Source organism: Burkholderia diffusa (genome assembly GCF_001718315.1).
Classification (GTDB): domain Bacteria; phylum Pseudomonadota; class Gammaproteobacteria; order Burkholderiales; family Burkholderiaceae; genus Burkholderia; species Burkholderia diffusa_B.
The window spans coordinates 1,968,234-1,985,118 of sequence record NZ_CP013363.1 but is presented as its reverse complement, the minus strand read 5'-3'; the positions used below and the strand labels follow the sequence as shown (position 1 = coordinate 1,985,118).

The 16,885-nt window shown below is 65.7% G+C and carries 16 protein-coding genes and 1 pseudogene; 13 read left to right on the top strand and 4 right to left on the bottom strand.

Going from position 1 to position 16,885, the window contains the following annotated elements:
- Nucleotides 1-201 precede the first annotated feature (201 nt).
- Nucleotides 202-1,323, top strand: coding sequence for a sensor histidine kinase (locus WI26_RS24180; RefSeq protein WP_069227854.1), 1,122 nt, complete (start codon nucleotides 202-204; stop codon nucleotides 1,321-1,323).
- 90 nt (nucleotides 1,324-1,413) lie between these two features.
- Here the strand turns inward: WI26_RS24180 and WI26_RS24175 are convergent, their stop codons facing one another.
- Complete coding sequence (locus WI26_RS24175) at nucleotides 1,414-1,992, bottom strand: hypothetical protein (RefSeq protein ID WP_069227426.1); 579 nt, start codon at nucleotides 1,990-1,992, stop codon at nucleotides 1,414-1,416.
- Between the two features lie 446 nt (nucleotides 1,993-2,438).
- Here WI26_RS24175 and WI26_RS31730 point away from each other — a divergent pair, with 446 nt between their 5' ends.
- The 7 genes from WI26_RS31730 (at nucleotide 2,439) to WI26_RS24145 (ending at nucleotide 9,415) form a co-directional block, all read left to right on the top strand.
- Nucleotides 2,439-2,951, top strand: coding sequence for a lipocalin-like domain-containing protein (locus WI26_RS31730; protein ID WP_081334339.1), 513 nt, complete (start codon nucleotides 2,439-2,441; stop codon nucleotides 2,949-2,951).
- A gap of 721 nt (nucleotides 2,952-3,672) precedes the next feature.
- Nucleotides 3,673-4,626: a choline ABC transporter substrate-binding protein gene (locus WI26_RS24170; protein WP_059466823.1), complete on the top strand. Its 954-nt coding sequence runs from the start codon at nucleotides 3,673-3,675 to the stop codon at nucleotides 4,624-4,626.
- Between the two features lie 104 nt (nucleotides 4,627-4,730).
- Nucleotides 4,731-5,660: a 3-keto-5-aminohexanoate cleavage protein gene (locus tag WI26_RS24165; protein WP_059466822.1), complete on the top strand. Its 930-nt coding sequence runs from the start codon at nucleotides 4,731-4,733 to the stop codon at nucleotides 5,658-5,660.
- A gap of 87 nt (nucleotides 5,661-5,747) precedes the next feature.
- Nucleotides 5,748-6,713: an L-carnitine dehydrogenase gene (locus WI26_RS24160; protein WP_059466821.1), complete on the top strand. Its 966-nt coding sequence runs from the start codon at nucleotides 5,748-5,750 to the stop codon at nucleotides 6,711-6,713.
- 6 nt (nucleotides 6,714-6,719) lie between these two features.
- A complete protein-coding gene (locus tag WI26_RS24155; protein ID WP_059595071.1) occupies nucleotides 6,720-7,205 on the top strand; it encodes a thioesterase family protein in 486 nt (161 codons plus the stop codon).
- A 43-nt stretch (nucleotides 7,206-7,248) separates the two neighbouring features.
- On the top strand, nucleotides 7,249-8,205 hold the full coding sequence (locus tag WI26_RS24150; RefSeq protein WP_069227425.1) for an alpha/beta hydrolase: 957 nt from the start codon (nucleotides 7,249-7,251) through the stop codon (nucleotides 8,203-8,205).
- A 22-nt stretch (nucleotides 8,206-8,227) separates the two neighbouring features.
- A complete protein-coding gene (locus WI26_RS24145; protein WP_069227424.1) occupies nucleotides 8,228-9,415 on the top strand; it encodes a TauD/TfdA family dioxygenase in 1,188 nt (395 codons plus the stop codon).
- 190 nt (nucleotides 9,416-9,605) lie between these two features.
- On the opposite strand, the gene WI26_RS24140 is transcribed toward WI26_RS24145, so the two are convergent.
- From WI26_RS24140 to WI26_RS24130, 3 genes and pseudogenes are all read right to left on the bottom strand, one after another.
- A complete protein-coding gene (locus tag WI26_RS24140) occupies nucleotides 9,606-9,908 on the bottom strand; it encodes a DUF4148 domain-containing protein (protein ID WP_059466817.1) in 303 nt (100 codons plus the stop codon).
- Nucleotides 9,909-10,132: 224 nt separating this feature from the next.
- Nucleotides 10,133-10,438 (bottom strand): annotated as a pseudogene (locus WI26_RS33455) (SDR family NAD(P)-dependent oxidoreductase); the annotation flags it as partial.
- A gap of 124 nt (nucleotides 10,439-10,562) precedes the next feature.
- Nucleotides 10,563-10,853, bottom strand: coding sequence for a DUF3331 domain-containing protein (locus WI26_RS24130; protein WP_044847789.1), 291 nt, complete (start codon nucleotides 10,851-10,853; stop codon nucleotides 10,563-10,565).
- Between the two features lie 675 nt (nucleotides 10,854-11,528).
- Here WI26_RS24130 and WI26_RS24125 point away from each other — a divergent pair.
- From WI26_RS24125 to WI26_RS24105, 5 genes are all read left to right on the top strand, one after another.
- Nucleotides 11,529-12,293: an SDR family oxidoreductase gene (locus WI26_RS24125; protein ID WP_069227422.1), complete on the top strand. Its 765-nt coding sequence runs from the start codon at nucleotides 11,529-11,531 to the stop codon at nucleotides 12,291-12,293.
- 38 nt (nucleotides 12,294-12,331) lie between these two features.
- Nucleotides 12,332-13,174, top strand: coding sequence for an ureidoglycolate lyase (locus tag WI26_RS24120; protein ID WP_069227421.1), 843 nt, complete (start codon nucleotides 12,332-12,334; stop codon nucleotides 13,172-13,174).
- A gap of 23 nt (nucleotides 13,175-13,197) precedes the next feature.
- Entirely contained in the window at nucleotides 13,198-14,475 is a 1,278-nt protein-coding gene (locus tag WI26_RS24115; protein ID WP_069227420.1) for an L-fuconate dehydratase, read from the top strand.
- Between the two features lie 74 nt (nucleotides 14,476-14,549).
- On the top strand, nucleotides 14,550-15,326 hold the full coding sequence (locus tag WI26_RS24110) for an SDR family oxidoreductase (RefSeq protein ID WP_069227419.1): 777 nt from the start codon (nucleotides 14,550-14,552) through the stop codon (nucleotides 15,324-15,326).
- A 12-nt stretch (nucleotides 15,327-15,338) separates the two neighbouring features.
- Nucleotides 15,339-16,880 (top strand): sugar ABC transporter ATP-binding protein, encoded by a 1,542-nt coding sequence (locus tag WI26_RS24105; protein WP_069227418.1) that lies wholly within the window; start codon nucleotides 15,339-15,341, stop codon nucleotides 16,878-16,880.
- Nucleotides 16,881-16,885 lie beyond the last annotated feature (5 nt).

Here is a 16,885-nt window from a genome sequence, read left to right as displayed (position 1 = left end):
CCGCGAGTTGTTGCACATTAGCAGTAGCGGGTTCGCACGCTGACCCGTCTTGGGGCTGAACAAATCCCCATACGATAGCGGGCAACCGACGACGGGATTGCGCGCGGCTTGCAATGTAAGCACCTTCGATCGTTGGTATTCGCATGATATCGTGCAGCATCACAGGATGCATCCACCGTTCATTTCGTTATGTGGGGCGACATGCGACTAGCTGATTTCATCGTGCGGAACATGGAGTCGATCCTGGTGCAGTGGGAAGCGTTTGCCGCCACGCTGTTACCGGCCGCAAGGGGCATGGACTCGTTCGCGCTACGCGACCATTCACGGCAGATCCTGGAGGCCGTGGCCAAGGACATCGGCACCCCGCAAACACGGGACGAGCAACACGAAAAATCGCTCGGGCGCGCGCCCGAGCCGGTGAACGCCACGGAAACCGCCGCGCAGACGCATGCCGTGCTGCGCGCCCGAAGAGGTTTCAACATCAATCAGCTGGCGGCCGAGTATCGGGCGTTGCGTGCGAGTGTGCTGCGCCTGTGGATCGACGAGTGCCAGCCGGGGTTGCCTCACATGGACGACATGATTCGTTTCAACGAGGCGATCGATCAGGCGCTCGCGGAATCAGTCGCTTTCTTTACCGAGCAGGTCGAGCAGGCTCGCAACTTGTTGTTGGGCATGCTGGGTCACGACATGCGCACGCCGCTGCAGACCATTCAGATCACGGCGACTTATCTGGCGGCGCTCAATGCGGGAGAGGAGGTATCGGAGGCCGCCGCCCGGCTGATCAGAAGCGGGGGGCGCATGCAAGGCCTCCTTGACGATCTCTGCGATTTCAATCGAACCCAGCTCGGGCTGGGCATCAACGTTGTTCCGCGCGATGTCGATCTCGCACGTGTGCTCGCCAATGTGGTCGACGAACTGCGGGCGGCTCATCCGAATCGGGAAATCGAGGTCGACGTAAGCGGCGACCTCCGGGGGGACTGGGACGATCAGCGCATGCAGCAATTGCTGAGTAATTTGGTGAGCAACGCGATCAGGTATGGCACGCCCGATACGCCGGTGCGAGTGACGGCGGTATCGGCCGACAAGGAAGTGCTCGTCGAGGTCGGGAATAGAGGGCCGGCCATGGACGGACCGACTCTCGACCGCATCTTCGACCCGCTCCAGCGCGGCGCCGGCCAGTCGGCAAGTGCGGGTGACGACGCCGGATTGGGGCTCGGCTTGTATATCGCCAGCGAAATCGCGAAGGCACATCACGGCCGTATTGACGCGCGGTCCGATCCGACGGAAACAGTATTCGAGGTGCGCCTGCCAAGAGGCATGTGAACAGGTCTCCCGAGCGGCACTCGACGGACGAACTGGCGCCTGTCCGTCCGCATGTCGCTTCCCGAGGCGTTGAACTGAGTGTCCGGTTGCTCACTTAGCAACATGTTCTTTTACGACTGCATCGCGATACACGCGAGCGACGAGCGTCCCGGTCCTCTCGATGTGTCGCCCTCCTGCCGCTTCCTCGAGGCAGTGCAATACGTCGAGTGCACTGTCGCCGCAGACGTCGCCGTCGCGCCTTGCGAATTCGAGTTCCTCCGTCATTCCTTTCCTGGCCAACTGAGCAGAAATCCAGTCGAGCGCGGCGGCTCCGTCCGCGGGTCGCATGTGACCCGGTAGCGCGCGGAGCATTTCGGCATTCGCTTCGTCGAACGCGTTGGCGCGCACGTAATCCTCGACGTCCGCAAGCAGCCTTTTCGCACCTCCCGACACATGGCCGGCGCTATTGACGGCGGCGCGCCAATCAGCGACGCGGAGCGTGAGCGCCCGAACGAGGAATGCCATGTTGAAGTCCCGCCAGAAGCGCGGGTGAGGCTGATAGGCGTATTCGAGCGCGAGCGAGACAGTCGCGCCCGTTAGGTCTGATGCGCCGAATCGGCAATCGCTCATGAAGGAAACCAGTGCGTCGACGGTTCCAGCGTGGGCTTCTCGAGTTGCGTTGAATTGCATGGGGTACGTGAAGGAGTGGACTTGGCCCGTATAGCTGCGTAGTCAGGGCATGACGGTGCAAATATTCGCTTGCCCTTGAGTTGCTGGACCACGAAGGCCTCTCGCCGTTTTTCCCGGCCCACGTTTGTAGGCCATGAGCGGCGCGGGACCAGATGGTATTCCGCATTGGCCCAGACTCCGGGCCACGCTGCACCCGAAACCCTCCAGGTCGACGCGCAGCGGGTAATGTCTGAGCAGGCGTCTAGAGACGGATTGAACTTCGCCGTGGCAATCCACATGGCCGGCGGATGCAAGTATCGGCCCGGTACTTCGCGAGAGCACGCGGTCGTAACGCGGACACGTTTGCACGTGCACCGAGCATTCGGAGCGGCGGCGATTGCCTCCACCCTTCCGTGCGGACATTCTATATTTGTCGTTATGGGTCGCTTTGCGAGAGGAGAGGGGCCGTGAATCACATCCACATCGTCACCACCGCTTCGCGATGGGTGCTTCTGGTGCTTGGGCTTCAATCGGGCGTTGCGTTAAGTCAACAGTCAGTGGACCAGCAACTGGCCGGCGCATGGACATATGTCTCGGTCGACACAGTCCGCCCGGACGGAAGCCGCACACCCATGTACGGACCCAATCCGCACGGTCTCGTGATTTTTGACGGCCATGGTCACTACGCACTGATGAATTCGCGCAGCGACCTACCCAAGTATGTGTCCAACGATCGCATGAAAGGCAGTGCAGAGGAATACCGCGCCGTGGTGCAAGGTTCGATCGCCCACTTTGGTACGTACGTCGTCAACGAAGCAGACAAAACCATCACCTTTCGCATCGACACAAGCACATTTCCAAACTGGAACGGGGTTGAGCAGCGCAGGCCGTTTGTCCTCTCGGGAGACGAACTCAGGTGGACCACGCCTGCAGCATCGGGGGGAGGTTCGGGTGAGGTTGTGCTAAGGCGAGCCAAATGACTTCGAGTACAGGCCGAGTGAGTGTCGTCCCCCAGGAATGACCGCCCCGGGATTGAGCGCGGCTGTCGTAGCGTGCTGGATCGATGCCGGCACGCAAGGCGATCGGGAGGCGCTGGGCGGGCTGTGGCCTTATATGCCTCGTTCTTAGGCGACCTAGAGACAGGCGGACCCTGCTGGACAAGATGCTCCGCTCGCGCCGTTCGCGCCGGCCGCGGCGGGACCTTTCAAAGAGGCTATGCGAATTTTGCGAACGGGGCGTTCGGAATACCCGGTTCGATCTCCCATCGGGCCGCCTATTGACTTGTGGGCGGGAATGTGATGTAGCCTCCCGGGCGGGCTCAAAGCCGTTTTCGATTAGATGTGGATACGCCATGTACTGCGGGCGTACCGGGCCGGTGTTGGGTGTCCGCATCCGCATCTAATCGAAAGTCGTATCCACATCTAATCGAAGATCACAGCGGCATCGCCGTCGACGCGCGCTCCGCCGGCATCCGGAACGCCGCATCCGGACAAACCCCGCTCCGCGAGAATTCGCCTCAAACCCCCGCCGCACAAGCCATTGCCAGAGCGTAGTGGTTTCCACCGATAGTCGCAAATAGTCAAGAAAAGGTCGCCGCCGGTCGTCTTTCCACCAATATGGCTCGTTACTTTTACTCCCACGATGCAGGCCGGGACGCACTCCGCGAACCCGTCGGACATCGGTCCAATCGGGAGAGAAACCATGAAGTCGACAAAGATCGCCGCGTTCGTCGCGGCCGTGCTGGCGACCGGCGCATTCGCGACCGCGGCGCACGCCGAAACGGATGCCGCGACCTGCCGCAACGTGCGCTTCGCGGATATCGGCTGGACCGACATCACGTCCACCACGGCGCTCGCGTCGACGGTGTTCGAAGGGCTCGGCTACAAGCCGACGACGACGATCGCATCGGTGCCGATCTCGTTCGCCGGCCTGAAGAGCAAGCAGCTCGACATCTCGCTCGGCTACTGGTGGCCGGTGCAGCAAAAGCAGCTCCAGCCGTTCCTCGACAGCAAGTCGATCAACGTGGTCGAGCCGCCGAACCTGTCCGGTGCGAAGGCGACGCTCGCGGTGCCGAGCTATGAATACCAGGCCGGCCTGAAGACCTTCGACGACATCGCGAAACACCGCGCGGAGCTCGACGGCAAGATCTACGGGATCGAGCCGGGCAGCAGCGCGAACGCGACGATCCAGAAGATGATCGATACGAACCAGTACGGCCTCGGCGGCTTCAAGCTGGTCGAATCGAGCGAGGCCGGGATGCTCGTGACGGTCGAGCGCGCGATCCGCGAGAAGAAGTGGGTCGTGTTTCTCGGCTGGGAACCGCATCCGATGAACATCCAGATCAGCATGAACTACCTGTCCGGCGGCGATGCGGCGTTCGGCCCGAACTATGGCGAAGCGCGCGTGTACACGCTTACGGCGCCCGACTTCATCTCGCGCTGCCCGAACGCGGGCAAGCTCGTCGAGAACCTGCGCTTCACGACGCAGCTCGAGAACCAGCTGATGCAGTCGGTGATGAACAAGACGAAACCGTCGGACGCCGCGAAGGCGTACCTGAAGAAGAATCCGCAGGTGCTCGATGCGTGGCTTGCCGGCGTCAAGACGTTCGACGGCAAGGACGGGCTGCCTGCCGTGAAGGCGTATCTCGGCCTGTAACGGTCGGCCGCGCGCCGTCGCCGTGCGGCGGCGCGCAGCGAAAAATCATCTGTAGTACGACGGAAACCGAACGACACACATCGAATCAAGCGAGGGCTCACGGCATGAACAACGAAGTCATCATCACCTGCGCGGTCACCGGCGCGGGCGATACGGTCGGCAAGCATCCGGCGATTCCGGTCACGCCGAAGGAAATCGCGGCCGCCGCGATCGAAGCGGCGAAGGCCGGCGCGACGGTTGCGCACTGCCACGTGCGCGACCCGCAGACGGGCCGCGGCAGCCGCGACCCGAACCTGTACCGCGAAGTGGTCGACCGGATCCGCTCGGCCGACGTCGACGTGATCATCAACCTGACGGCCGGCATGGGCGGCGATCTGGAGATCGGCCCGGGCGAGGATCCGATGCGCTTCGGCAAGGGCACCGATCTCGTCGGCGGGCTCACGCGTCTCGCGCACGTCGAGGAACTGCTGCCGGAGATCTGCACACTCGACTGCGGCACGCTGAATTTCGGCGACGGCGACTACATCTACGTGTCGACGCCCGCGCAACTGCGCGCCGGCGCGAAGCGCATCCAGGAACTCGGCGTGAAGCCGGAGCTGGAAATCTTCGATACGGGCCATCTGTGGTTCGCGAAGCAGTTGCTGAAGGAAGGGTTGCTCGACGATCCGCCGCTGTTCCAGCTGTGTCTCGGCATTCCATGGGGCGCGCCGGCCGACACCGGCACGATGAAGGCGATGGTCGACAACCTGCCGCCGGGCGCGCACTGGGCCGGCTTCGGGATCGGCCGCATGCAGATGCCGATGGTCGCGCAGGCGATGCTGCTCGGCGGTCATGTGCGCGTCGGTCTCGAAGACAACATCTGGCTCGATCGCGGCGTGCACGCGACCAACGGCACGCTCGTCGAGCGCGCGCGCGAAATCGTCGAACGCCTTGGCGGCCGCGTGCTGACGCCGGCCGAAGGACGTCGCAAGCTCGGCCTGCCGGCGCGCGGCGAGCGTCCGCTCGAACGCCGCGCGGCGACCGAATTCGCGTGAGTTTTCACGGCGGATTCCGATTCAATATGGCGGCGCGCACGTGCGCGGCCGCCGTCCGATTTCCCTCGATTTGAAGGATGCGTTGACATGGCAGTGAAGACCGACATCAGGACGTTCGCCGCGATCGGCACCGGCGTGATCGGCAGCGGATGGATTTGCCGTGCGCTCGCGCACGGACTCGACGTGGTCGTGTGGGATCCGGCGCCGGGCGCGGAGGAGAGGTTGCGGGCGAACGTCGCGAACGCATGGCCCGCGCTCGAACGCGTCGGCCTCGCGACGGGCGCCGATCCCGCGCGGCTGCGCTTCGAGTCGACGATCGAGGCCTGCGTCGCCGACGCGGACTTCATCCAGGAGAGCGCTCCCGAGCGCGAGACGCTGAAGCTCGAGCTGCACGAACAGATCAGCCGCGCGGCGAAGCCCGACGCGATCATCGCGTCGTCGACGTCGGGGCTGCTGCCGACCGACTTCTACGCGCGTGCGACGCACCCGGAGCGCTGCGTGGTCGGCCATCCGTTCAATCCGGTCTACCTGCTGCCGCTCGTCGAGGTGCTCGGTGGCGCGCGCACGTCGCCGGAAGCGGTCGAGGCGGCGATGGCGATCTATCGCAAGCTCGGCATGCGGCCGCTGCACGTGCGCAAGGAGGTGCCGGGCTTCATCGCGGACCGGCTGCTCGAAGCGCTGTGGCGCGAGGCGCTGCATCTCGTCAACGAAGGCGTCGCGACGACCGGCGAGATCGACGATGCGATCCGCTTCGGCGCAGGCATCCGCTGGTCGTTCATGGGCACGTTCCTGACCTATACGCTGGCCGGCGGCGACGCCGGCATGCGACACTTCATGCAGCAGTTCGGCCCCGCGCTCGAACTGCCATGGACGAAGCTGGTCGCGCCGAAGCTAACCGACGAACTGATCGACAGCGTCGTCGAAGGCACGAGCGAGCAGCAGGGCACGCGCAGCATCAAGGAACTCGAACGCTATCGCGACGAGTGCATCACCGAGGTGCTGAAGGCGATCGCCGCGGTGAAGGCGCGGCACGGGATGCGATTCGAGGACTGAACGAACATGACCGGCGATACCCCGCTGACGATTTATCACGACGTCGTGCGGCCCGAGTGGGTCGACTACAACGGCCATTTGCGCGACGCGTTCTATCTGCTGATCTTCAGCTTCGCGACCGATGCGCTGCTCGACCGCATCGGTCTCGACGACGCCGCGCGTCGCGAGCGGGGCCGCTCGGTCTATACGCTCGAAGCGCACGTGAACTATCTGCAGGAGATCAAGGAGGGCACGCGCGTGCGCGTCGACGCGCGGGTATTCGCGCATGACGCGAAGCGGCTGCACCTGTACCTCGAGCTGTTTGCGGACGGCCATGAAGGCGCGGTGTCGGCGAGCGAGCAGATGCTGCTGCACGTCGATACGCGCGGCGGCGCGAAGTCGGCGCCGTTCGATGACGACGTCGCCGCGCGCGTGGCCGAACTGCACGCGTTGCAGCGCGACTGCGCGGCGCCTGCGTATGCGGGGCGCGTGATCGGACTGCCGCGTCGCTAGCAGCGACGTTCAACTTTCGACCTTCGACCGCGGAGCGCATACGATGCTCGAACCGGAAATCGCGGCGTTCGTTGCCGCTGTCGACGCGTGGTATCCGGCCGATGCGGCGGCGCGCTCGCCCGTCGAGCAACGCCGCGTCTACGATCGCTTCGCGGCCGCATGGACGCCCGCCGACCTGCCGGCCGGCATCGTGCAGCAGGACGCCGTGTGGCATGCACCGGACGGACGCGCGATCGCGCTACGGCGCTTCGCGCCCGCGCTGGGCGAGCCGCGCGGCACCGTGCTGTTCTTTCATGGCGGCGGTTTCGTCGTCGGCTCGCTCGACAGCCACGCGCTGATTACCGCGCAACTGGCGGCCGACACGCGGCTTGCCGTGATCGCGGTCGACTATCGGCTCGCGCCCGAACACCGCGCACCAGCCGCGCTCGAGGATTGCCTGGCCGTCACGCGTGCCGCGCGCGACGCGGCGGGCTGGCCATTCGGCTCGTGCGCACGACCGCTGACGCTCGCGGGTGACAGCGCGGGCGGCAATCTCGCGGCGGCCGTCGCGACCGCGTTGCGTGATGCGGGCGAAGGCGGCATCGACGGGATCGCACTCGTGTATCCGATGCTCGGCATCGAACCGCAATCGCCGGCGCGCGAGACGGAAGCGCACGCGCCGATGCTGACGCTCGACGACGTTCATCGCTATCGCGCGCTGTATTGGGGCGACGCGGACGAACCCGCATTGAACGACGATCCGCTGCTGCGCGCATCGGTGCCGCTCGCGGCGTCATGCTTCGACGGGTTGCCGCCCGTGCTCGCGATCGGCGCCGAACACGATCCGCTGCGCGACGACGCGCGCGTCTATGTCGAATGCATTCTTGCGGCCGGCGGCGCCGCGCGTTACTGGAGGGGACAGGGGCTGGTGCATGGCTGCTGGCGCGCGCTCGGAACGAGCCCGCAGGCGGCGCGGATGCACCGGATGATCGGCGGGTTTCTGCTCGCACCACACGCGTAGCGGGCGTTTCCGGGAGGCAACGATGCAGGCAGCGCAACACCGTATCGAGGACTGGCGGACCTTTTCCGCCGACGTGTCCATTGCGGCGGCGACGATCGGCGATGGAGCGGTGGAGATCGAGTGGAGCGACACGCGACGATCGCCGTTTCACTTCGACTGGCTGCGCGACAACTGCACGTGTTCCGCGTGCGTGCATGCGCTTACGCGCGAACAGGTGTTCGAGATCGCCGATGCCCGCGAGGATCTGTCGGCGCTCGTCGTGCATGTCGAAACCGACGGCGCGCTGCACGTCGAGTGGAACGACGGGCATCGCAGTACCTGGTCGCCGGGATGGTTGCGCGCGCATGCATACGACGATGCGTCGCGCGCCGAACGCCAGGCCGCGCACGGGCGGCACGTGTGGGCTGGCGACGATGCGACGGCGATCGGCGTGTTCGCGTGGCGCGACGTGATGGAGGACGACGGTACGTTGCGCGGGTGGCTCGCCGCGTTGCAGCGCACTGGTTTGACGCTCGTCGAGGGTGTGCCGGCCGAACCTGGCCGGGTCGACGAGATCGCGCGCCGTGTTGGCCTGATCCGCGAAAGCAATTTCGGCGTGCTGTTCGATGTCGAGTCGAAGCCGCGACCGGACAGCAATGCCTATACGTCGCTCAACCTGCCGCCGCACACCGACCTGCCGACGCGTGAATTGCAGCCGGGCGTGCAGTTCCTGCATTGCCTCGCGAACGACGCAACGGGCGGAGACAGCATTTTCCTTGACGGCTTTGCGCTCGCGGATGCGCTGCGGCGCGACTATCCGGCCGATTTCGAACACCTTGCCTCGACGCCGTTCGAGTTCTGGAACAAGAGCGCGAACAGCGATTACCGGTGTTCGGCGCCGGTGATCGGGCTCGATGCACGCGGCAACGTGACGGAAGTGCGCGTCGCGAACTTCCTGCGCGGGCCGCTCGATGCGCCGGCCGGATCGGTCGCGGCCATCTATCGCGCGTACCGGCGGTTTCTCGCGCTCGCGCGCGAGCCGCGCTTCCGGGTGCAGCGCCGGCTGCGGGCGGGCGACATGTGGGCGTTCGACAACCGGCGCGTGCTGCACGCGCGCACCGAGTTCGATCCGTCGACGGGCCGCCGGCATCTGCAGGGCTGCTACGTCGATCGCGACGAATTGCTGTCGCGCTGGCGTGTGCTGTCGCGTGCGGCAGCCGACGGGCGTTGACCGGCGCATACGGCATCGCGACGCATACCTCGCCGCGGAAAAAGCGCCCGGACGCAACGCGCCCGGGCGAAGCCACCCGCTGCCGGGTGGCGGAGGTATGCGTTTCACAAAAAAGACGAGCCCGCATCAGGGGCTCGTCCGGGTACAGCTTCGTTGCGCGGTGCGCGTGCGCCCGCCGGGGCGCATCGGCTTACTGGCCGAAGAAGACCGAGTCGCGGGCGTTCGACGACGCTGCGGCAGCCGGGGCGCCCGAATGGACGACCGGAGCCGGTTGCGCGCCGTAGCCGCTGGCGTCGGCACCATGAACACGCGCTTCCGCCGACTGGATGTCGTTCGGGTAGTACGGGCTCGCCAGACCCGGCTTGTAGCCGGCTTGTTCGAGCTGAACCAGTTCGTTGCGGACCTGTGCGCGGGTCACGGTGCTTTGTGCGAAAGCGCCGAACGAAGCGGACAGGGCGACAGCGGCAACAACTGCGGAAACGAGCGATTTCATGATGACCTCCGGTGTTTTATTGAGTTCGCTTTCGACACCATGTCTGCAGCGATTGACTAAATCTTAGTCACCGGGTCGTTCAGGGTAAACGCTGATTTTGACGATAGATTGTTTCCGGACTGGTAACAGTGGGCGGTCGAATCGGGCTTTCGGCAAGCTTTCGTTTTTGTAAGTGTAATAAGCATCAAGATTGGGGAGGCGGGCGACGCGCGATTCAGCGCGCCTCGGCCGTTGTGTCGAACGATTTGGCGGCCGGGCGACTGGATCGACGCGAGATCGGCGAGGTCGAGCGGATCGGCTTCGACCCGTGCGGCGGGATGGAACCGGCGAATCGCATTGGCGGCCTGCGCGGCGCGCGCGGCATCGCGACAGCCCATCACGACGGTCGCGCCCTTCGCGGCCAGCGTTTCCGCGACGTGCCAGCCGAGGCCGCTGTTCGCGCCGGTCACGACGGCGACCTTGCCGCCTTGCACCGGGACGTGGCGCGCGCTCAATGCATGTCTGCCTCCATCGGCGTGGCAGTGCGCCACGATGCGTAATCGTTACATTGAGTGATGTAGCGATAATCCGCGCAGGCGGGGCAGACAAGCGGGGGAACCAGACCGGCGGTTCTAGGGCCGGCTTGGGCGTCGGCGTCGGCGTTGGCGTCGCGCGTTACCGGCTGCCGGCCAGCGCGAGCACTTCGGCGGCGGAGATCATCGCGGCCGCATTCGCCGGCGCGGGGCGCTCGGCCGGGCGGAAGACTTCGTCGCCGCGCTGGATGACCTGGCGCGACAGCGCGCAGGTGCCGGTGCGCTGCGCGAAGCGGCGGCGCCAGCGCTGTTCGCCGTAGTGACAGCGGCCGGGTTCGACCCAGCGGACGACGAGCAGCGTATCGGAGCGTTCCAGAATTTCGACGTGGACGTCGGCGGGATCGAGCACAGGCAGGGATTTGGAGGCCTTCATTTGCCGTTTCCTAAAGCTCGTGCGGTTTCGGCGGTGGCAGTGGATGTCACTACCCAACGGCGATTCCGTAGCGGTTTCCATGAGTGGTGCGCTAAATGTAAGCGTCTGTGACCGGAAAAAACATCCTGTCTGGCTCAAATTACCTTTTGCCGATTTAGAAACAATCGACGCGCATTTTCTTGAAAAACCAGCGACAAAAGCGCCCCGGACGCGAACGCCCGGGGCGGAAAATCGGCCCGCGCCACCGTGTCTGCTCGCTCAGTCACGTGGAACACCGCGGGGGACGGAGGTGCCCGTCAGGGATCGGCGACGGGCGGGGGCGGTGGTCCGGGAGGCGCGGTCCGGCAAGACCATGATCGCGCGCGCCCCCCGTTGACACCCTGACGGGAACATGACTTTTTTGTCAGTTTCGCTCTGCGGCGGCGCGACCTGCGCGTGCGAGGCCGGCGCAAAGCCCCGCCGGCATTGGCTTTGCGGGACAAGAGGTCGATCGCGGGAACCGGAAAAAAGACGACGAGCGAAGTCCGCGGCACGGCCGCTGGCCGATTCTGCTGCTCGGGAAAATACTGAATCACGCGATCGTGACAAATCGCGAACCAGTTCCTATGATTGGTTGGACCTTTAGTCCTTTGTGCCAATCAGCCGGTCCGGCCGGCTTCTACAGGAGTGGTGCTCATGAGATTGCAGGGCAAGCGCGCGCTGGTGACGGCGGCCGGCCAGGGGATCGGCCGCGCGACCGCGCTGCGGTTCGCAAGCGAGGGCGCCGACGTGCTGGCGACCGACATCAACGAAGCCGCGCTCGCGCAACTCGCGGCCGACGCTGAACATGCAGGCTGCAGGCTGGTCACGCGGCGGCTCGACGTCACCGATGCGGGCGACGTTTCGGCACTGGCCGCGCGGGAGCGCGCGTTCGACGTGCTCTTCAACTGCGCGGGGTTCGTGCACCACGGGTCGATCCTCGATTGCGACGAGGCCGCGTGGACGTTCTCGCTGAACCTCAACGTCACTTCGATGTACCGGCTGATCCGCGCGCTGCTGCCGGCGATGCTGGCAGCGGGCGGTGCGTCGATCATCAACATGGCGTCGGCCGCATCGAGCGTGAAGGGCGTGCCGAACCGCTTTGTCTACGGCACGACCAAGGCGGCCGTGATCGGCCTGACCAAGGCGGTCGCCGCCGATTTCGTCGAGCAGCGCATCCGTTGCAACGCGATCTGCCCGGGCACGATCGAGTCGCCGTCGCTGGAACAGCGGATCGCCGAGCAGGCGCGCACGCGCCAGGTGTCGACCGACACCGTGCGCCAGGCATTCGTTGCGCGCCAGCCGATGGGCCGCATCGGCACCGCGGACGAAGTGGCCGCACTCGCGCTGTATCTCGCGTCGGACGAATCTTCGTTCACCACTGGCGCGATTCACCTGATCGATGGCGGCTGGTCGAACTGACCGAGCGTTCCCATTCACTTTCCGTTTCCTCACACGACATGAAACTGCTGAGATTTGGCGACAAACACCACGAAAAGCCGGGCCTGCTCGATGCGCAGGGGAAAATTCGCGACCTGTCGGGCGTGATCGACGACATTGCCGGCGATGCGCTTGCTCCCGCGTCGCTCGCTCGGCTGCGCGACATCGACCCGTCGTCGCTGCCGCTCGTCGATGGCACGCCGCGACTCGGCGCGTGCGTCGGCCGCGTCGGCAAGTTCATCTGCATCGGGCTCAACTATTCCGACCACGCGGCCGAATCGGGGATGGAAGTCCCGAAGGAGCCGGTCGTGTTCGGCAAATGGACGAGCGCGATCTCGGGGCCGAACGATGACGTCGAGATTCCGCGCGGCTCGCAGAAGACCGACTGGGAAGTCGAGCTCGGCGTGGTGATCGGCCAGGGTGGCCGCTATATCGACGAGGCCGACGCGCTGTCGCACGTCGCCGGCTACTGCGTGGTGAACGACGTATCCGAGCGCGAATACCAGCTCGAGCGCGGCGGCACGTGGGACAAGGGCAAGGGCAATGACACGTTCGGCCCGCTCGGGCCCTGGCTCGTGACGGCGGACGAGGTGCCCGACCCGCACGCGTTGCGGCTGTGGCTGGAGGTGGACGGCCACCGCTACCAGAACGGCACGACCGCGACGATGGTGTTCCGCGTGCCGCACCTGATCAGCTACCTGAGCCGCTTCATGAGCCTGCAGCCGGGCGACGTGATCTCGACCGGCACGCCGCCGGGCGTCGGCCTCGGGCAGAAGCCGCCGGTCTATCTGCGCGCCGGGCAGGTGATCACGCTCGGCATCGACGGGCTCGGCGAGCAGCGCCAGCGCACCGTGCAGGCCTGATTTCCTTTTACGGACGGTTCGTCATGCCTATCATTCGATCGATGCGCGTCCTCGACGTGCGCTTCCCGACTTCGCGGCAGCTCGACGGCTCCGACGCGATGAATCCGGACCCCGACTATTCGGCCGCGTACGTCGTGCTCGAAACCGACCACGACGGGCTCCAGGGCCACGGGCTGACGTTCACGATCGGGCGCGGCAACGAAATCTGCTGCGCGGCGATCGACGCGATGCGTCACCTCGTCGTCGGCCTCGACCTCGACTGGATTCGCGAGGACATGGGCCGCTTCTGGCGGCACATAACGTCGGACAGCCAGTTGCGCTGGATCGGCCCCGACAAGGGCGCGATCCACCTGGCCACGGGCGCCGTCGTCAACGCGGTGTGGGACCTTTGGGCGAAGGCCGCGGCCAAACCGCTTTGGCGGCTCATCGCGGACATGAGCCCCGAGGAGATCGTGCGCGCGATCGATTTCCGCTACCTGACCGATTGCCTGACGCAGGACGAAGCGCTCGACCTGCTGCGCCGGCAGGCGCCGGGCAAGGCGGAGCGGATCGCGGCGCTCGAGCGCGACGGGTACCCGTGCTACACGACGTCGGCGGGCTGGCTTGGCTACAGCGACGACAAGCTGCGCCGGTTGTGTCGAGAAGCTGTGGACGCCGGCTTCGACCACGTGAAGCTGAAGGTCGGCGCGAACATGGAGGACGACATCCGCCGCGTGACGATCGCGCGCGAAGTGATCGGCCCGAACCGCAAGCTGATGATCGACGCGAACCAGGTGTGGGAGGTCGACGTCGCGATCGACTGGGTACGCGAGCTGGCATTCGCGAAACCGTGGTTCATCGAGGAGCCGACGAGCCCCGACGACGTCGAAGGGCATCGCAAGATCCGCGAGGCGATCGCGCCGGTGCAGGTCGCGACCGGCGAGATGTGCCAGAACCGCGTGCTGTTCAAGCAGTTCATCGCGCGCGGCGCGATCGACGTCGTGCAGATCGACGCGTGCCGGCTCGGCGGCGTGAACGAGATTCTCGCGGTGATGCTGCTGGCCGCGAAGTACGGGCTGCCGGTGTGTCCGCATGCGGGGGGCGTCGGACTGTGCGAATACGTGCAGCATCTGTCGATGATCGACTACGTATGCATTTCCGGCACGAAGGAAGGGCGCGTGACCGAATACGTCGATCATCTGCACGAGCATTTCGTCGAGCCGTGCGTCGTGCGCGGCGCGGCTTACATGCCGCCGACGGCGCCCGGTTTTTCGATCGAGATGAAGCCTGAATCGCTCGAGCAGTATCGGTTCCGCGGCTGACGCACGCGGTACGACGACGCACGATGCACCGCGCGCGGCCCGCGCGGCGACGACATGAACGACGGAGACGCGAAGTGGATTTGAATCTGCAAGACAAGGTCGTGATCGTGACCGGCGGCGCGTCGGGCATCGGCGCCGCGATCTCGATGCGGCTGGCCGGCGAAGGCGCGATTCCGGTGGTGTTCGCGCGCCACACGCCGGACGACGGTTTCTGGCGCGCACTCACGCAGAAGCAGCCACGCGCCGCGTGCGTGTCCGTCGAGCTGCAGGAAGACGCGCAATGCCGCGATGCGGTCGCGCAAACCGTCGCGCGTTTCGGCCGCATCGACGGCCTCGTCAACAATGCGGGCATCAACGACGGCATCGGGCTCGACGCCGGGCGCGACGCGTTCGTCGCATCGCTCGAGCGCAACCTGATCCACTACTACGTGATGGCGCATTACTGCGTGCCGCACCTGAAGGCGACGCGCGGCGCGATCGTCAATATCTCGTCGAAGACGGCGGTGACCGGGCAGGGCAACACGAGCGGCTATTGCGCGTCGAAGGGCGCGCAACTCGCGCTGACGCGCGAATGGGCCGTCGCGTTGCGCAACGACGGCGTGCGCGTGAACGCGGTGATTCCGGCCGAGGTGATGACGCCGCTCTACCAGACCTGGATCGCCGGTTTCGACGACCCCGACGCGAAGCTCGCGGAAATCGCCGGCAAGGTGCCGCTCGGCAAGCGCTTCACGACCGCCGACGAGATTGCCGACACGGCCGTGTTCCTGCTGTCGGAACGCGCATCGCACACGACGGGCCAATGGCTGTTCGTCGATGGCGGCTATACGCATCTCGATCGCGCGATCGACTGAGGGCATCGAGCCATGCAATCCGATCCGAACTTGACCGACGCACCCGCCGCGCTGATTGCGCTGACTGGTATCGGCAAGCGCTTTCCGGGCGTGCAGGCGCTCGACGATTGTCGGTTCGACCTGCATGCCGGCGAAGTCCACGCGCTGATGGGCGAGAACGGCGCCGGCAAGTCGACGCTGATGAAGATTCTTGCCGGCGTTTATCAGAAGGACGAAGGCGAGATCAGGATGGACGGCCGCACGGTGGAAATCGACGATCCGCGCGCCGCGCAGGCGCTCGGCATCGGCATCATCCATCAGGAACTGAACCTGATGAACCACCTGAGCGTCGCGCAGAACATCTTCATCGGGCGCGAACCGCGCGGCCGCTTCGGCGTGTTCGTCGACGAGGACAAGCTGAACCGCGACGCGGCCGCGATCTTCGCGCGGATGCGGCTCGATCTCGATCCGCGCACGCAGGTCGGCCGGCTGACGGTCGCGAAGCAACAGATGGTCGAGATCGCGAAGGCGCTGTCGTTCGACTCGCGCGTGCTCATCATGGACGAACCGACCGCCGCGCTGAACAACGCGGAGATCGCCGAACTGTTCCGCATCATCGGCGACCTGCGCGCGCATGGCGTCGGGATCGTCTACATCTCGCACAAGATGGACGAACTGCGCCAGATCGCCGATCGCGTGACGGTGATGCGCGACGGCAAGTACGTCGCGACCGTGCCGATGGCGGACACGTCGATGGACGCGATCATCGCGATGATGGTCGGCCGCCAGCTCGATACGACGTTCCGCACGCCGCCCGATACATCGGCCAACGAAGTCGCGCTCGAAGTGCGCGGGTTGTCGCGCGGCCGGGCGATCCGCGATGTCGGCTTCACGGTGCGGCGCGGCGAGATCCTGGGCTTCGCGGGGCTGATGGGCGCGGGCCGCACCGAGGTCGCGCGCGCGGTGTTCGGCGCTGACCCGGTCGACGCGGGCGAGATTCGCGTGCACGGCAAGGCCGTGACGATTCGCACGCCGGCCGACGCGGTCGCGCACGGCATCGGTTATCTGTCGGAGGACCGCAAGCACTTCGGGCTCGCGGTCGGCATGGACGTGCAGAACAACATCGCGCTGTCGAGCATGCAGCGCTTCGTGCGCCGCGGCATGTTCCTCGATGCGCGCGGGATACGCGACACCGCGCAGTCGTACGTGCGGCAGCTCGCGATCCGCACGCCGTCGGTCGCGCAGCCGGCGCGCCTGCTGTCAGGCGGCAACCAGCAGAAGATCGTGATCGCGAAGTGGCTGCTGCGCGACTGCGACATCCTGTTCTTCGACGAGCCGACGCGCGGTATCGACGTCGGCGCGAAAAGCGAGATCTACAAGCTGCTCGACGCGCTCGCCGCCGACGGCAAGGCGATCGTGATGATCTCGTCGGAGTTGCCCGAGGTGCTGCGCATGAGCCACCGGATTCTCGTGATGTGCGAAGGGCGCGTGACCGGCGAACTGCGCGCGGCCGACGCCACGCAGGAAAAGATCATGCAGCTCGCGACGCAGCGCGAGTCGACCGTATTGTCCTGATTCAG

Excerpts from the sequence above, each read along its gene's own strand:
- WI26_RS24170 (WP_059466823.1), top strand. The coding sequence starts at position 3,673 with ATGAAGTCGACAAAGATCGCCGCGTTCGTCGCGGCCGTGCTGGCGACC.
- WI26_RS24120 (WP_069227421.1), top strand. The coding sequence starts at position 12,332 with ATGAAACTGCTGAGATTTGGCGACAAACACCACGAAAAGCCGGGCCTG.
- WI26_RS24130 (WP_044847789.1), bottom strand. The coding sequence starts at position 10,853 with ATGAAGGCCTCCAAATCCCTGCCTGTGCTCGATCCCGCCGACGTCCAC.
- WI26_RS24180 (WP_069227854.1), top strand. The coding sequence starts at position 202 with ATGCGACTAGCTGATTTCATCGTGCGGAACATGGAGTCGATCCTGGTG.
- WI26_RS24105 (WP_069227418.1), top strand. The coding sequence starts at position 15,339 with ATGCAATCCGATCCGAACTTGACCGACGCACCCGCCGCGCTGATTGCG.
- WI26_RS24155 (WP_059595071.1), top strand. The coding sequence starts at position 6,720 with ATGACCGGCGATACCCCGCTGACGATTTATCACGACGTCGTGCGGCCC.
- WI26_RS24165 (WP_059466822.1), top strand. The coding sequence starts at position 4,731 with ATGAACAACGAAGTCATCATCACCTGCGCGGTCACCGGCGCGGGCGAT.
- WI26_RS24160 (WP_059466821.1), top strand. The coding sequence starts at position 5,748 with ATGGCAGTGAAGACCGACATCAGGACGTTCGCCGCGATCGGCACCGGC.
- WI26_RS24115 (WP_069227420.1), top strand. The coding sequence starts at position 13,198 with ATGCCTATCATTCGATCGATGCGCGTCCTCGACGTGCGCTTCCCGACT.
- WI26_RS24140 (WP_059466817.1), bottom strand. The coding sequence starts at position 9,908 with ATGAAATCGCTCGTTTCCGCAGTTGTTGCCGCTGTCGCCCTGTCCGCT.
- WI26_RS24125 (WP_069227422.1), top strand. The coding sequence starts at position 11,529 with ATGAGATTGCAGGGCAAGCGCGCGCTGGTGACGGCGGCCGGCCAGGGG.
- WI26_RS24145 (WP_069227424.1), top strand. The coding sequence starts at position 8,228 with ATGCAGGCAGCGCAACACCGTATCGAGGACTGGCGGACCTTTTCCGCC.
- WI26_RS24175 (WP_069227426.1), bottom strand. The coding sequence starts at position 1,992 with ATGCAATTCAACGCAACTCGAGAAGCCCACGCTGGAACCGTCGACGCA.
- WI26_RS24150 (WP_069227425.1), top strand. The coding sequence starts at position 7,249 with ATGCTCGAACCGGAAATCGCGGCGTTCGTTGCCGCTGTCGACGCGTGG.